Here is a 14,110-nt window from a genome sequence, read left to right as displayed (position 1 = left end):
TCACCCGGCAGGGGAAGGAAACACAGCGCGTGCCCACCGACGGCACAGCTTCCGCACAGCGACGGCGAACAGCATTGGCCGCAACCGAGTACACGGAGGCGACCAGATGACCGAACCGACCAAACCCGCCGAACCCCCGGCGGGTGAGACAGCCGCCTGGGGCGCGCCGGCTCCGGCGGGCGAACCGAAGAAGGCCTGGTCGGGCCGCAAGACCGCGATCGCGGCCGGGGTGGCGGTGGTGATCGCCGCCGGTGGCGGCGCCGCGATCTGGGCCGGAACCGCCGCGAACGGCGCCGAACAGGGACAGGGCGGGATGATGGGCGGCCCGGGCGGCCGGGTGCTCGTCGGCCCCGGCGGTGGGATGCCGCGCGACGCGCTGCACGGCGACTTCGTCGTCTCCGACGGGAAAGGCGGCTACAGCACCGAGCGGCTGCAGACCGGGGAGATCACCGAGATCAGCGCGACATCCGTCAGCCTGACCAGCAAGGACGGCTACAAGCAGGTCTACACGGTCGATTCGTCGACACGGAAGACCGGCGATCCCAAGATCGGCGAGACGGTGACGGTGACCGCCAAGGTCTCCGGGAACACCGCGACGGCGACGACCCTCGGCAAGGCCGGGCAGAACCAGCGCGGCCAGAACGGCGGCCAGCCGGGGCAGGGCCAGCGTGGTCAAGGCCAGCCTGGCCAGGACGGACCGCCGCCCGGCTACTGACGCACGGCGGCGAGCAGCGCGGCGGCCGTCTCGGCGGGTTCCTGTCCGGAGGTGTCGAGGACGACGCGGTCGCCGCGAAAACGCCGCATCCGAGCTGCCTCGTCGACGGCGCGGGCGACCACCCCGTCCCGCACACCGGAGGGCACGCCGCGGAGTTCGTCGCCGGCCAGCAGCGCGGATTCGCCCTCGGCCCGGCGGCGGACGCGGTCGGTGAGGGTCGCGGCGTCGGCGTCGAGGTGGACGACCTTGATCTCGTCGAAGACTTGCCGGTGCTCCGGGCGGAATTCCCTGGCCACGACGAGCAGTCGCCGCGCTCCTGCGTCGCGGTAACCGCGCCAGACAGCGGCGAGGATCGCCGCCTCCACGGCCGGATCCGGGCCGGGGTGCACGAACCCGAACTGCGCGAGATCGGCGTAGGCGACCGGCTCCCCCTGCGCCCAGAAGTCCCGCAGCGCGCTGAACGCGGCCGTCGACTTGCCGACCGCCGTCGGGCCGGTCACCACGGTCACCGGTCCGGGCAGTGGCTCCACGGGATCCGGCGGCAGGACCGGCCCGTCTTCCACGACGCAGCGGCGGAACAGGGCGTCCACGGTCTCGTCGGGCTTCTGTCCGGTCGTGTCCAGCCGCTCGCCGAAACCGGTGCGGTCGTAGGCTTCCGCCACCGCGAAGAGGTCGGGCAGGGCGGCGGCGGGTGAACCGCGTTCGAGGAACCGGCTCCGGAGTTCGTCGCGAGCACAAGTGAGCCTGATGAGCGTGAACTCGAAGTCGCGGCCCTCGAAGTACGCCTCGATACCGTTTTCGGGGTCCACGACCCCGGACACAACGACCTGCCTGACACCCCGGCCGCGCAGGATCTCCAGCACCCGCAGCAGATTGGCCGCCTTGATCGCGTGCGAGGCCTCGCCGCCTCCCGGGGGCGGGCCGATCAGGCCGAGCTGATCGATGTCGACGTAAGCGACGTTGCCGCCCGATTCCGTGATGCGCGTGTACAAACCCCAGGCGGTGGTGGATTTTCCCGCTCCCGGTGCCCCGGTCGTCCAGAGCACGGGCGTCTTCACGGCCGTCATGGCTTTTGATCTTAGGAACCCCTGTCCACCGAAATAGGGCAGAGTTGGGCGCGTGCGGGACATCAGTGGTTCGCTGGCGAGACAGGCGTGTGCGGTCGCGGCCGTCTGCCTGGTGGCCGACGCCGGGCTGTTCCTCATCGCCGGGCCGCCGCTCTCGCTCGGCTGGCAGGCGTGGGTGGTGCTGGCAGGCGGGATCCTCGCCAACGCCGCGCTCGCCGGACCGTCGCGGTACTCCGGCTGGGTTTCGGCCGCGCACGGCGTGCTGCTCACCGCCGCTCCGCTCCTGCTGTTCCCCTACGACCACTATCTGCAGGCCACGAACGCGGGCGTGCTGATCGCGGGCTACCGCGCGGGCGCCTGGCTTTCGACGAAACCCGCGCTGGCCGCCCTCGGCGCGATGCTCGCCGGGCTGGTCGCCTGCAACGTCATCCCGGTCGACCGGGGCGACCGGGATTGGCGGCTGCTGCTCATCGACGTCGGCGTGAGCGGGCTGCTGCCGTGGATGGTCGGCCGCTACACGACCGCGCGGCGCGCGTACATCGCCGATCTCCAGCGCGCGGAGGATCAACGGCGACAACACGAAACCGAGGCGGTGCGCCGTGCCGTCATCGAAGAGCGCACGACGATCGCCCGCGACCTGCACGACGTGATCTCGCATCATGTCAGCGCGATCGGCGTGCACGCCGGCGCCGCGCGGCTCGGGCTGCCGGAGGGCGAACCCGCCGTACGGCGTTCGCTCGCCGCCGTCGAATCGTCGAGCCGGGCCGCGATGGCCGATCTGCGGCGCCTGCTGGATCTGTTGCACGGCAAGGAGAACGGGGACGCGCAGCGGCAACCGGGGCTGGACAACCTCGACGAGCTGCTCGACAACCTCCGCACCGCCGGACTTCCCGCGCGGCTGACCAGTCACGGCGGACCGCGGGAACTGCCGGGGTCGGTGGACATCGCGCTGTACCGCATCGCGCAGGAGGCGCTGACGAACGCGCTCCGGCACGGCTCCGGCAAGACCGTGGAAATCGACCTCGCCTACCGGCAGACCGAGGTCGTCCTCACCATCACGAACGGAATCGGCCGCACGAGCCGGAACTCGGCCGCCGAATCGACGAAACGCGGTCTCGCCGGGATCAGGCAGCGGGTCGCGTTGTTCGGCGGGGAAGCGGAATGCGGACCGCTCGACGACGGGCGGCACTGGCGGGTTCGAGTCGGATTTCCTTTGGAGGCGGAGTGATCCGGGTTCTGCTGGCGGACGACCACGCGATGTTCCGGTCCGGGATGCGCGCGGTACTGGACACCCAGGCGGATTTCGAATGCGTCGGCGAGGCCGCGGACGGGCGCGAGGCCGTCGCGCAGGCGGCCGCGCTGCGCCCGGACGTCGCGGTGCTCGACGTCCGGATGCCCAAATTGGACGGCCTGGCCGCGACCGAGGCGATCATGTCCGCGCCGGGTAACGACACCCGCGTCCTCGTGCTGACGACCTACGACTCCGACGAGTACGTCTACCGCGCGCTGCGGGCCGGGGCGAGCGGGTTCCTGTTGAAGAGCCTCGCCCCCGAAGAGCTCGTCTCGGCCATGCGGGTGGCCGCGCGCGGTGACGCGCTGATCGACCCGACGGTGACCCGGCGGCTGGTGTCGACCTTCGCCACCAGCATCGAACCCGTCGCCGCCGAACCGGCGGAGCTGGAGCGGCTCACTTCACGCGAACGCGAAGTCCTCATGCTGGTCGCCGACGCCTCCAGCAACGCGGAGATCGCCGTGCGCCTGCACGTGGGCGAAGAGACGGTGAAGACCCACGTCTCCCGGATCCTGGCGAAACTCGGGCTGCGCGACCGGGTGCACGCCGTCGTCTACGCCTACCGCAACGGTCTCGTCGGCGGCCGGTGATCGGTTCGCCGGACGGGGCTCGCGGTGCCAGAATCGCCCCAAGGCACGTCGAGGCGGGGAGCTGCGCATGAAACGCTGGGTCACGCTCACGATCGGACTGGTCTTCCTGCTGGTCGGCGGTGTCTGGGTGCTCCAGGGCGCCGGTGTGCTGACCGGCAGCTTCATGACCGGGCAGAAACTGTGGTTCCTGATCGGGCTCGTCGCTTTCCTGGTCGGGGTGGTGCTGGTGGCGGCCACCGCCCGCCGCACGCGACGGGCACGATCCGAGGACTAGGCGATCGGTGCGGGTGGTCGTGCTCGTGCCGTCCCTCGGTGTCGGCCTCAGGGCGGGTGTTGCGAAAGTGCCGTTCGCAACGTTGAAGGTTGCGAAAGTGGCTTTCGCAACGCGGGCAGGGGGTGGCGATCGGTGCGGGCTGGTCGTGAGTGGCGATTCGGGTTGGGGCCGAGGGTGTCTTGGTCACCTGCCGGCCTCTGGCTGCGGTCGTTCACGGGGGGCGGGCCGTGAAGGGCCCCTTGCCTACCTTGACCGTAGTGATGGAGGCCTTCACTACCTTCGTGATCGCCACAATCGCCACAATCGCCCCACACGCACCAGCAGCCACAGCGGCCGCGCGTGAAGACCCCTTCCCTCGGCTCAGCCGAGGAAACTCGACCTTCGCACCTTCCCCAAGTACGTGATGGCCCCCTTCCTTGCGTCTAGCGCAAGGAAGGGGGCCATCACGTACTTCAAGCGACCACGACCAACCCGACCCACCACGCCCCTCCCGCCTTACCTCTCACCGGCTCGCGATCTTGAAGATCGGGTACCCAGGTGCGATCTCCAGGAGGGTTTCGTCGGACGCCTTCGCGTCGACACCGTCGAAGAACACGCCGACCTCGAACTTCCAGCGCTTGAGGTAGGCGCGCAGGATCTCGGGCTTCTCGTCGTCGGCGAGTTCGGTGTAGGTGAACGTCTCCGTGCGCCGCCCGACACTGAGCTGACCTTCGCCCGCGACGCGCAGGTTGCGGACCCACTGCGTGACACCGCGCGGCGCGACCAGGTAGCGCTCGCCGTCGAGCTTCAGCAGGTTGACCGGGACCGAGCGCAGCTCACCGCTCTTGCGACCGCGGACCGAGAGGACCCGGCTGCCCAGGACGCTGACGCCGAGCTTCGTCAGCTTGAGCACGAACTCGTTGAACGCGCTGGTCGCCTTGGCAGGCTTGAGGTAGCGGGTGGCGGTGGCTGCGGTGGTCATCTCGTCTCCTCGGACTCTGCTGGATCTCGCTCTGCTGAATCAAATACTGCGAGAGCAGCGCTCTCTGTTAAGAGCAGTGAACACCAGAGCGGCGCCTCGCGTCAAGAGCAGTGCTCTCCTTTAGGTGCGATGCTCTACAGTGAGAGCATGGCCGCCACCCAGACCGCGCGCGAACGCGCCCGTGCCGAGCTCACCCGCGAAATCAAGGACGAAGCCCGCCGCCAGCTCGCCGAAGTCGGCGCGCTCGGCCTTTCACTCCGCGCCGTCGCGCGCGAGCTGGGCATGGTCTCGTCGGCGCTCTATCGGTACTTCTCCAGTCGCGAGCAGCTGCTGACCGACCTGATCCTCGACGCCTACAACGCCGTCGGCGAGGCCGCGGAGGCCGCCGACGACGCGAAGAAGTCCTCATTGGAACGGTGGGAAGCGATCTGGCACGCGGTCCGCACCTGGGCGAAGGCGCACCCGCACGAGTACGCGCTGATCTACGGCTCGCCGATTCCCGGCTACCAGGCCCCGCAGGACACCATCGCGCCCGCGGGCCGGGTGGCGTTCGCGCTGGTCGCGGTGCTGCGCGACGCCAACCTCCGGGTCGAGACCGAGGTCGGCGAGATGCCCGTCGAACTCCTGCACCAGCTCGACGCCGTCGCCGGGATCCTCAAGATCAACCTGGCCCCCGAGACGGCTTCCCGGCTGATCATGGCGTGGACCCAGCTGTTCGGGATGATCAACTTCGAGCTATTCGGCCAGTACGTCGGCTCCGTCGACCCGTCGGACGCCTTCTTCGCGCACGGAATCCGTCAGATGGCCGAGTTCACCGGGATCAAGATGACCGGCTGAGCGCGGTCCAAGACCGCATCAGCAGCTGGACGGCGTCCACCGCGTCCTCGTCGCCGGTCCCCTCGGGACTGAGGAAACGTTGCAGCAGGAGACCGTCCTCGAGCGCGTGCAGGATCAGCGCGAGAAAGGCCGGGTCGGCGGGCGGCGTCGCGCCCCGGGCGGCGAGCTCGGTCCGGACGGAGGTCTCCAGCAGTGCCCTTGTCGACTTCTCGCCTTCGCCGACGAGCGGCCGCGCTTCGGGATTCCTCAGCGCGTACAGGGCCAGCTCGGTGCGCAGGATCAGCCAGCCTTCGAGGTGTTCGGCGCGCTCGACGTTCCAAGCGCGCAGCCGGTCCATCAGCTCGGCGAAGGAACTTACGCCCGAACTCAGCGCGGCCACCTCCACGGCCTCGCGCTGGGTCCGGCGGCGCAGCAGCTCGACGACCAGCTCGTGCTTGCCGTCGAAGTTGCCGTAGAAGGCTCCGCGCGTGAAGCCGGCGCGTTCGGCGATCTGCTCGACCGACGTGCCGTTGACCCCGCGTTCGGCGAAAAGCTCGGCGGCCGCCGCGAGCAGGCGTTGTTTGGTCTGCTCGCGGCTTTCTTCCCGCGTCAAGCGTTTCGCCGTCACATGGCGATCCTAGAGTTCGCGGCTTCCCTGCCGTCCGGTCAGCCAGACCCCGCCCGCGAGGACGGCGACGGCGACCACGACGGCCAGCGCGGTGAGCGGCCACAACGCCTGGCTCGCGAAGAGGGCGCCGACGGCCCCGAAGAGAACGGCGACGAGGAGCAACGGCGTGGTCCGGACGGCTGCGGCGGCGGGGACGGTGGCCATGGGAGCTTTCCCTTCGGGGGTGGTGCGCGGAACACTCGGTTTTCGCGGATGGGACCGCGCCGGTTCGGTGGCCTTACGCCGGGTAGGGCACGGATCACCCTTCCGGGCGAGATATCGGCGTGACGGCTAACGTCACGCCGGGGACGGCATCGAGGGAAAGGCGGCTCGCGGTGGAGAAGTGGGCGGAGCAGGTCGGCAGGATCCGGGTCATCGGAACCGGGGTGATGGGCCGGGGCATCGTCCAGCTCGCCGTGACGGCGGGGCTCGAAGTCGAGCTGGCCGACGCCCGGCCCGACGCGGTCGGCGAGGCCATCGACCACGTCGGCGCGATGCTCGGCAAACTCGCCTCGAAGGGCAAGATCACCGAAGAAGCCGCCGCGTCCGCGAAAGGGCGGCTGATCGCGGCCGACGGACCGCTGGCGCCCGCCGACGGCGTGGATCTCGTGATCGAAGCCGTCCGCGAGGACCTCGAGATCAAACGCGCGCTGTTCGCCGAACTGGAACGCGTCTGCGGCCCGGACACCGTGTTCGCGACCAACACCAGCTCGCTTTCGGTCACCGAGATCGGCGCCGCGCTGACCGATCCCGGCCGGTTGCTCGGCCTCCACTTCTTCAACCCGGTCCCGCTGATGCGGCTGGTCGAGGTCGTCCCCGGCGCGCGGACCGCGGCCTGGCTGCCGCCCGCGATGACCGAACTCGTCCGCGGCTGGGGACACGAACCCGTCCTCGCCCGCGACGCGCCGGGCTTCCTGGTCAACCACGCCGGCCGCGGACTGGGCACCGAGGCACTGCAGATCCTCTCCGAGGGGATCGCGAGCCCGGCCGAGGTGGACCGAGTCGCGCGTGACGTGCTGGGCCTGAAACTCGGCCCGTTCGAACTGCTCGACCTCACCGGTCTCGACGTCTCGCACGCCGTGCTCGAAAGCATCTGGAGCGGTTTCCACGGCGAACCGCGGCTGCGGCCGTCGTGGCAGACGCGGCCCCGGGTCGCCGCCGGGCTGTTCGGGCGCAAGAACGGCGAGGGCTTCTACCGCTACGTCGACGGCGCGCAGCAGGCCGACCCGGAGCCGCCCGCCCCGGAAGCGCCGGCGACACCGGTCTGGGTCGAGGACGAACGCCTCGGCACGCTGCTCTCGGCGGCGGGGATCCAGGTCGTGCACTCCGCCTACCCGGACACCGTCCTGATCGTCAGCCCGATCGGATCGTCCACTGTGGACGCCGCGCTGGCCGCGGGTCTCCCGGCGGACCGGGTCGTCGGGGTCGATCCCCTCGGCGGCTACGGGAAACGCCTGACCCTTTCGGTCCATCCCGCGCTCGACCCCGCCGCCGGCCGCACCGCCTGGGGCGCGCTCGCCGCGACCGGACTGCCGGTGACCGTGGTCCGCGACGGCCCCGCGCCGATCGCGCAACGGCTGCTGGCGTCGATCGTCAACACCGCCTGCTTCATCGCCGGGCAACGGCTCGCGACGCCGGAGGACATCGACACCGCCGTCCGGCTCGGCCTCGGCTACCCGCGCGGACCGCTGACCTGGGGCGAGGAGGCGGGCGCGGATCTCGTGCTGCGGGTCCTGCGCGGACTCGTCGCGAGCACCGGCGACCAGCGCTACCGGCCGAGCGGCTGGCTCACCGAACGGGTCGCGCTCGGCCTCCCGCTCACCTCGGCGGGCACCTCACCGGACGACCTTCTCCGCTAGATACGTGAAGGCCCCCTTCGCTGCGCTAGGCGCAATGAAGGGGGCCTTCACGTACTTACGGCCTTACCAGCGGCGGTCGGTCACCGCGCCGTTGGAGGCGTTCCAGAACACGTAGCCGCCCTGGAAGTTGTTCTGCCGTCCGCCGGAGACCGCGATCTCGTCGGACGTCGGGTACCTCAGGTACGAGGTCTCCCAGCCGAGCGCGGCCCAGCGCTGCCGGATGGCCCCGTAGATCGCGTGCGCGTCGGTCGCCATCGTCCAGTAGACCGACCCGGCCTTGGTGAAGTGGTTGTACCGGCCGACGCTGTCCGGAGTCGCCGACTCGTCGGTCGACGGGTATCCGAGGGGCCCCGCTTCCCAGCCGAGCTCCGCCCACTTCGCGCGGATCCGGCCCCAGATCGCCCTGGCGTCGGTCTGCACCGTGTAGTAGATCGACGCGTTCTTGCTGAAGTGGTTGTAGCGACCGGCCTTGTCCGGCGTGATGTGCTCGTCCGTGCTCGGGTAGCCGAGTTCACCGGCCTCCGCGCCCAGCGCCTTCCACTTCACCCGGATCCGGCCGAACACCGGATGCGCGCCCGTGTTCACCGTGTAGTAGATCGACGACTGCATCTTGCCGGGCCACATCGGGAAGTCGTTGAAGCGCCCGATGGTGTCCGGGGTGGTCTGCTCGTCGGTCGCGGGCGGGCCGAACTCCTTGTGGCCGCCCATAGCGAGGTACTTCTTGAGGATCTCGCCCTCGATCTGCTTGACGCCCGTTTCCTTGGACCAGTACAGCCGTCCGCGCTCGTAGGTGCGGAAGCGGACCGTGCCGTCGACGGCCTCGGGCGCCGTCGGCGCGCCGAGTCGTTGCGCCACCGCGGGTTCGTCGCGGTAGCGCTTGTCGATCGGCGTGATGTAGTTCGCCGTGATCGTCAGATCCGTGGTGCCCATGGTGACGTTCGTCAGCCGCCCGGTGGCCCCGTTGGACCAGCCGGTGAAGAACGACGAACCGTCCGCAGCGACCTCGGCCGCCTGGATCTCCACTGTCGCGCCTTCGACCACCATCGCCGAAGCCGCCCCGCCTTCCGGCGTGATGCCGAGCGCGGCGGCGACGTTGCTGGTCAGCGTGAGGCGGTGTTCCTTCGGCTTCGCGACGTAGGTCTTCGAGACCGTGACACCGGCGCTGTCGGTCGCCGACGCGGTGAACTCCAGGTTCGAGTCCGTGTGGTCGGTGAACGGCATGGTGAACTCGGGGCCGGTGGCACCGTGGTCCGGATGCGCGTGGCAGACCGCGTTCTCCGGGCAGTGCCGGACCAGCGTGGTCCAGGTGACCGGCAGGGCGCCGTCCTCGGTGTCGGTGACGGTCGCGCCGACCTTGACCTCCTCGCCGACCGCGAACAGGCGGTCACCGGGGTCGGTCATGGTCAGCTTCGGCGAGTGGTTCCCCGGCGCCACGGCCAGGTCCGTGCTGCCCGCCGCCTGCAGGCCGTCCTTCACCGTCAGCTTGGCGGTGAACTTCTCGGTCCCCGCCGCGTAGGTGTGGCTGACCTTCGCCCCGGTGCCGGTGGTGCCGTCGCCGAAGTCCCACTCGTAGGTCAGGGGGTCGTTGTCGAAGTCGTAGGAAGCGCTGCCGTCGAACGAAACCGTGCGGGTTTCGGGGTTCGTCTCGGAAGTGGCGACCGCGACCGGCGCCTTGTTCCCGGTGGTGTAGCTGAGCCGCTTCAGCATGCCGGTGTAGATGTCGGCGTAGACGAGGTCGCCGTTGGCCGCGGCCGCGAACTTGACCGGACCGCCGATACCGGTGAACTTCGGCGGCGTCTCCTGTGCGCGGACGACCCGGCCCTGCGTGTCGTACTTGGCCGTCCACAGCTTCTGCGTGGCGTAGTCGCCGAAGAAGTAGGCGCCCCGGTATTCCTCCGGGTACGACTCTCCATTGTAGACAATGCCGCCGGTGATGCTGTTGCCGTTGTCGGGGCCCTGGCCGTGCTGGACCACCAGCATCGGCGGGGTGTTCACGGCCGAGGCGCACTGCGGCATCGCGGAGAAACCGTCGGCGGGCTGGTTGCCCTCGAAGCACGGCCAGCCGTGGTTCGCGCCCTTCTGGACGAAGTTGATCTCTTCCCAGGTGCCCCAGCCGACGTCGCCGACCACCGGGAGACCGGTGCTGGCGTCGAGGCTGAACCGGAACGGGCTGCGGAAGCCGCTCGCGAACACCTTGGAACGCAGCGAGTTCGGGTTCGCCGCGGCGTAGTAGGGGTTGTCCGGCACGCCGGCGCCGTCCGCGGTGACGTGGAAGATCTTGCCGAAGATCTTGTCGAGGTCGTACACGTTCAGCGCGAACGGGTCCGCCTGTCCCTGGAACCGGGAGCTGTCGCCGGTCGAGACCCACACCGTGCCGTCAGGGGCGGCGACGACACCGGTGATGCCGTGGATGTCGGTGTTGGCCGCGCCCTCGACGAGGACCTTCTCCGCGGTCAGCCCGGTCGGCTGGGCGGTGCCGGTGACCGTCCAGCGCGAGGCGCGCAGGGCGATACCGCCACCGGCGACGTCGACCGCGCGGGCGGTGTAGACCGCGCGGGAGGTCGCGAAGTCGGGGGCGATCGCGATCCCGACCAGGCCGAGGTCGCCGGTGCTGCGGACGGGCAGGCTGGCGATGTTCTGCGCCTGTCCGGTGGTGGACACCCAGGCGACGTTGCCGCCCTTTCCGGTGGTCAGGATCGAACCGTCGGGCAGGTAGGCGAAGTCGGTCAGGTCGTACGGAGCCTGACCGCTCGGCTGGTCACGAAGGACGAAGCCGGGTGGCAACACGGGCGCCGCGGACGCCACAGTGGACGTCAACGGCACCAGCAAGGTCACTATCAGCAGTGTCACGAGGGCATGACAGAGCGCACGGAATCTCGAAGGCATGCAGAAGCCCCTTTCCCCAGTCGAACGTCTCATCGACGGGGTCTAGGTGGACATTTCACACTTTCGAGTGGCTTTATCGAACTGTGATCACCACCGTCGGTCGATCACCTGCCCCGTGCTCCGGTTCCAGGTGACGTAGCCGGTCTGGAAGCTGTTCTGCCGTCCGATGGGGACGGTGAACTCGTCCGTCGCCGGGTAGCCCAGGTACGACCGCTCCCAGCCGAGCGCGGCCCAGCGCTGCCGGATCGCCCCGTAGATCGCGTGCGAGTCCGTCGCCATCGACCAGTAGACGGAGCCCGCCTTCGTGAAGTGGTTGAACCGGCCGGCGCCGTCCGGGGTCGCGGTCTCGTCCGTCGCCGGGTAGCCGAGCGGGCCTGCCTCCCAGCCGAGCGCCGCCCACCGGACCCGGATGCGGCCCCAGATCGCCTTGGCGTCGGTCTGCGCCGTGTAGTAGATCGACGCGCTCTTGCTGAAGTGGTTGAACCGGCCGGTCCTGTCGGGGGTGGGGAGTTCGTCCGTCGTCGGGTAGCCCATCGGCCCGGCCTCCCAGCCCAGCGCGGCCCATTTGACCCTGATCCGCCCGTACACCGGATGCGCGCCCGTCGACGGTGTCCAGTAGAAGGAGGACTGCAGCGTGCCTGGCCGGTTCGGGAAGAGGTTGAACCGGCCGGCGCCGTCCGCGGTGGCGGTCTCGTCGGTCGCGGGTGGACCGAACTTCCCGTGCCCGCCGAGCGCGAGGTACTTCGCCAGGATCTGGCCCTCGATCTGCTTCACGCCGGTCTCGGCGCTCCAGTAGAGCCTGCCGCCCGCGTACGGCCGATACCGCACGGGCCCGTCGACGACCTCCGGCCCGGTCGGCGCGCCAAGCCGTTGCCGCAGCGCGGGTTCCGACTGGTAGCGCCGGTCGATCGGGGTGAGATAGGTCGCGGTCAGCGTCAGGTCGTGCGCCGGGACGGTGACGGTCACCGTCCGCGTGGTCCTCCCGTCGGACCAGTTCGCGAACGTCGCGACGCCGTCCGCGGCGACCTCCTCCGCCACGACCTCGAACGTCGCGCCCTCGGTCACCATCGCGGTGTTGACCCCGCCCTCCGCCGGGATGATCAGCGCGGCGGGGGTGTTGCCGGTCAACGTCAGCCGGTGTTCACGCGGTCTGGCCACATAGGTCCTGCTCGCGGTCACCCCGGCGCTGTCGGTCACCGTCGCGGTGATCTCGACCCGCGAGTCCTGATGGTCGGTGAAGGGCGAGGTGAGGACCGGGCCGCTGCCCGGCGAACCGGGATGCGCGTGGCAGGTCGCCTCCTCCGGACAGTGCCGGATCAGCGTGGTCCAGGTGACCGGCAGCACGCCGTCCTCCGCGTCGGTCGCCGTCGCGCCGACGACGACCGGTTCCCCGACCGCGAAGGTCCGCGCGCCGGGATCCGTCATCACCGGTTCCGGCGAGTGGTTTCCCGGCACCACGGCGACGTCCGTGCCGCCGGTGGCGCCGAGCCGGTCGGTGACGGTCAGCCGTGCGGTGGTCCTCACCAGGTCCGCCGCGTAGGTGTGGGTCACCCGGGTGCCGGTCTGGCTCGTGCCGTCCCCGAAGTCCCAGTGATGGGTCAGCGGGTCGCCGTCGAAGTCGTAGGAACCGGTGCCGTCGAAGGTCACCGTCCTCGTCGACGGCTCGGTGCCCGACGTCGCCACCGCGACCGGTTCCGCGTTCGTGCCGGGGTAGCTGAGCCGCCGCAGGTTCCCGCTGTGGATGTCGGCGTACACGATGTCGCCGTTGGCCGCAGCCGCGAACTTGACCGGGCCGCCGACACCGGTGAACTTCGGCGGCCGTTGCGGCGCTTGGACGAGCCTGCCCTGACTGTCGTAGGTCATCGTCCAGATCTTCTGCGTGACGTAGTCGCCGAAGAAGAACGCGCCCCGGTATTCGTCCGGATAGGACGATCCACTGTAGACGATCCCGGCGGTCACGCTGTTTCCTTCGTCCACCCCGGAACCGTGACGGTAGGCGGTGATCGGCGGGGTGTTGACGACACCGGCGCAGCCCGCGAGCCCGGCGTACCCCGGCGTCGGGACGTTCGCCTCCCAGCACGGCCAGCCGTGGTTCGTCCCCGGCCGCACGACGTTCACCTCTTCCCAGGTACTCCAGCCGACGTCGCCGACGACCGGCAGGCCGAGACGCGGGTCGAGGGAGAACCGGAACGGGCTGCGGTAACCGCTGGAGAAGACCTTGGAGCGGTTCGCGTTCGGCGCCGCGGCGGAGTAGTACGAGTTGCCCGGCACACCGGCACCGTCCGGAGTGATGTGGAGGATCTTGCCGTACAACTGATCGAGGTCCAGCGAACGCAGCGCGCCCGGATCCATTCTGGTGAAGTCGGCGGCGTCGCCGATGGAGATCCACACCGTCCCGTCGTCGGCCGCGATGAGCCCGGTGATGCCGTGGACGTCGTGGAAACCGGGAAGGTCGACGAGCACCCGCTCGGTCGTGAGGCCGGTGGGACCGTCCGCACCGGCCACCGTCCAGCGCGCCACCCGCATGGTGAACGCGCCACCTCCCGTGTCGAACGACCACGCGAGGTAGATCTGGCGCGACGTCGCGAAATCCGGGGCGACGGCGAGCCCGACGAGGCCGAGATCGCCGTTGCCGTGCACGGGCAGTGTCGCGATCGTCCGCGTCTGGCCGGCGGTGGACACCCACGCGACCTTGCCGCTCTTGCCGGTGCTGAGCACCGAACCGTCGGGCAGATAAGCGAAATCGGTCAGCTCGAAGGCGGCCTGACCGCTCGGCTGGTCACGGAGGACGAAGCCGGACGGCAGAGTGGGCGCCCCGGTCGCTTCCGGAGCGCCCACCCATCCCGGGAAAAGCAGGATGGAAACCGACAGTGCGACGAGTGTGCGAGTGAGGACCCGGCTCCGGTTCATCGGCACTTCCCCATTTCCGGCGTGTCATGGCACGTCGCCGGGAACGGGGCGGGCATTGCCGCCAGGAGCTTTCA

12 protein-coding genes are annotated in these 14,110 nt (G+C 70.0%); 6 read left to right on the top strand and 6 right to left on the bottom strand.

Annotated elements, in window-relative coordinates; translation table 11 throughout:
* The first annotated feature begins 106 nt into the window (after nucleotides 1-106).
* On the top strand, nucleotides 107-715 hold the full coding sequence (locus ACLJRM_RS41325; protein WP_101611203.1) for a hypothetical protein: 609 nt from the start codon (nucleotides 107-109) through the stop codon (nucleotides 713-715).
* On the opposite strand, the gene ACLJRM_RS41320 is transcribed toward ACLJRM_RS41325, so the two are convergent.
* The gene (locus tag ACLJRM_RS41320; protein WP_410666148.1) at nucleotides 709-1,782 is read right to left on the bottom strand and encodes a hypothetical protein; all 1,074 of its coding nucleotides are present in this window, start codon (nucleotides 1,780-1,782) and stop codon (nucleotides 709-711) included. The two genes, ACLJRM_RS41325 and ACLJRM_RS41320, sit on opposite strands and share 7 nt — an antisense overlap.
* Before the next feature lie 52 nt (nucleotides 1,783-1,834).
* Here ACLJRM_RS41320 and ACLJRM_RS41315 point away from each other — a divergent pair, with 52 nt between their 5' ends.
* The 3 genes from ACLJRM_RS41315 (at nucleotide 1,835) to ACLJRM_RS41305 (ending at nucleotide 3,937) form a co-directional block, all read left to right on the top strand.
* Nucleotides 1,835-3,010: a sensor histidine kinase gene (locus tag ACLJRM_RS41315; RefSeq protein ID WP_410666147.1), complete on the top strand. Its 1,176-nt coding sequence runs from the start codon at nucleotides 1,835-1,837 to the stop codon at nucleotides 3,008-3,010.
* Complete coding sequence (locus ACLJRM_RS41310; protein WP_101611206.1) at nucleotides 3,007-3,663, top strand: response regulator; 657 nt, start codon at nucleotides 3,007-3,009, stop codon at nucleotides 3,661-3,663. Before ACLJRM_RS41315 ends, ACLJRM_RS41310 begins: the two co-directional genes overlap by 4 nt.
* Before the next feature lie 67 nt (nucleotides 3,664-3,730).
* The gene (locus tag ACLJRM_RS41305) at nucleotides 3,731-3,937 is read left to right on the top strand and encodes a hypothetical protein (protein WP_410666146.1); all 207 of its coding nucleotides are present in this window, start codon (nucleotides 3,731-3,733) and stop codon (nucleotides 3,935-3,937) included.
* Between the two features lie 502 nt (nucleotides 3,938-4,439).
* On the opposite strand, the gene ACLJRM_RS41300 is transcribed toward ACLJRM_RS41305, so the two are convergent.
* Entirely contained in the window at nucleotides 4,440-4,898 is a 459-nt protein-coding gene (locus ACLJRM_RS41300) for a nitroreductase family deazaflavin-dependent oxidoreductase (RefSeq protein WP_410666145.1), read from the bottom strand.
* A 147-nt stretch (nucleotides 4,899-5,045) separates the two neighbouring features.
* On the opposite strand from ACLJRM_RS41300, the gene ACLJRM_RS41295 reads away from it, so the two are divergent.
* On the top strand, nucleotides 5,046-5,735 hold the full coding sequence (locus tag ACLJRM_RS41295; RefSeq protein WP_410666144.1) for a TetR/AcrR family transcriptional regulator: 690 nt from the start codon (nucleotides 5,046-5,048) through the stop codon (nucleotides 5,733-5,735).
* Here ACLJRM_RS41295 and ACLJRM_RS41290 read toward each other — a convergent pair.
* Both ACLJRM_RS41290 and ACLJRM_RS41285 read right to left on the bottom strand, forming a co-directional pair.
* Nucleotides 5,719-6,342 carry a TetR/AcrR family transcriptional regulator gene (locus ACLJRM_RS41290; RefSeq protein WP_410666143.1) on the bottom strand — a complete coding sequence of 208 codons (624 nt, stop codon included), beginning with the start codon at nucleotides 6,340-6,342 and terminating at the stop codon, nucleotides 5,719-5,721. The genes ACLJRM_RS41295 and ACLJRM_RS41290 overlap by 17 nt on opposite strands.
* 9 nt (nucleotides 6,343-6,351) lie before the next feature.
* A complete protein-coding gene (locus tag ACLJRM_RS41285; RefSeq protein WP_101611211.1) occupies nucleotides 6,352-6,546 on the bottom strand; it encodes a hypothetical protein in 195 nt (64 codons plus the stop codon).
* Nucleotides 6,547-6,716: 170 nt separating this feature from the next.
* Between ACLJRM_RS41285 and ACLJRM_RS41280 the strand changes: the two genes are divergently transcribed.
* Entirely contained in the window at nucleotides 6,717-8,240 is a 1,524-nt protein-coding gene (locus tag ACLJRM_RS41280) for a 3-hydroxyacyl-CoA dehydrogenase (RefSeq protein WP_101611212.1), read from the top strand.
* A gap of 63 nt (nucleotides 8,241-8,303) precedes the next feature.
* Here the strand turns inward: ACLJRM_RS41280 and ACLJRM_RS41275 are convergent, their stop codons facing one another.
* Nucleotides 8,304-11,126, bottom strand: coding sequence for a PQQ-dependent sugar dehydrogenase (locus ACLJRM_RS41275; protein ID WP_410666142.1), 2,823 nt, complete (start codon nucleotides 11,124-11,126; stop codon nucleotides 8,304-8,306).
* An 87-nt stretch (nucleotides 11,127-11,213) separates the two neighbouring features.
* Nucleotides 11,214-14,036 (bottom strand): PQQ-dependent sugar dehydrogenase, encoded by a 2,823-nt coding sequence (locus ACLJRM_RS41270; RefSeq protein ID WP_410666141.1) that lies wholly within the window; start codon nucleotides 14,034-14,036, stop codon nucleotides 11,214-11,216.
* Nucleotides 14,037-14,110: the final 74 nt, after the last annotated feature.

The sequence above is a fragment of the Amycolatopsis sp. lyj-84 genome, from assembly GCF_046549075.1.
GTDB lineage: Bacteria > Actinomycetota > Actinomycetes > Mycobacteriales > Pseudonocardiaceae > Amycolatopsis.
Note: the sequence above shows the minus strand (reverse complement) of the source record. Positions and strands in the feature narration are given on the sequence as shown.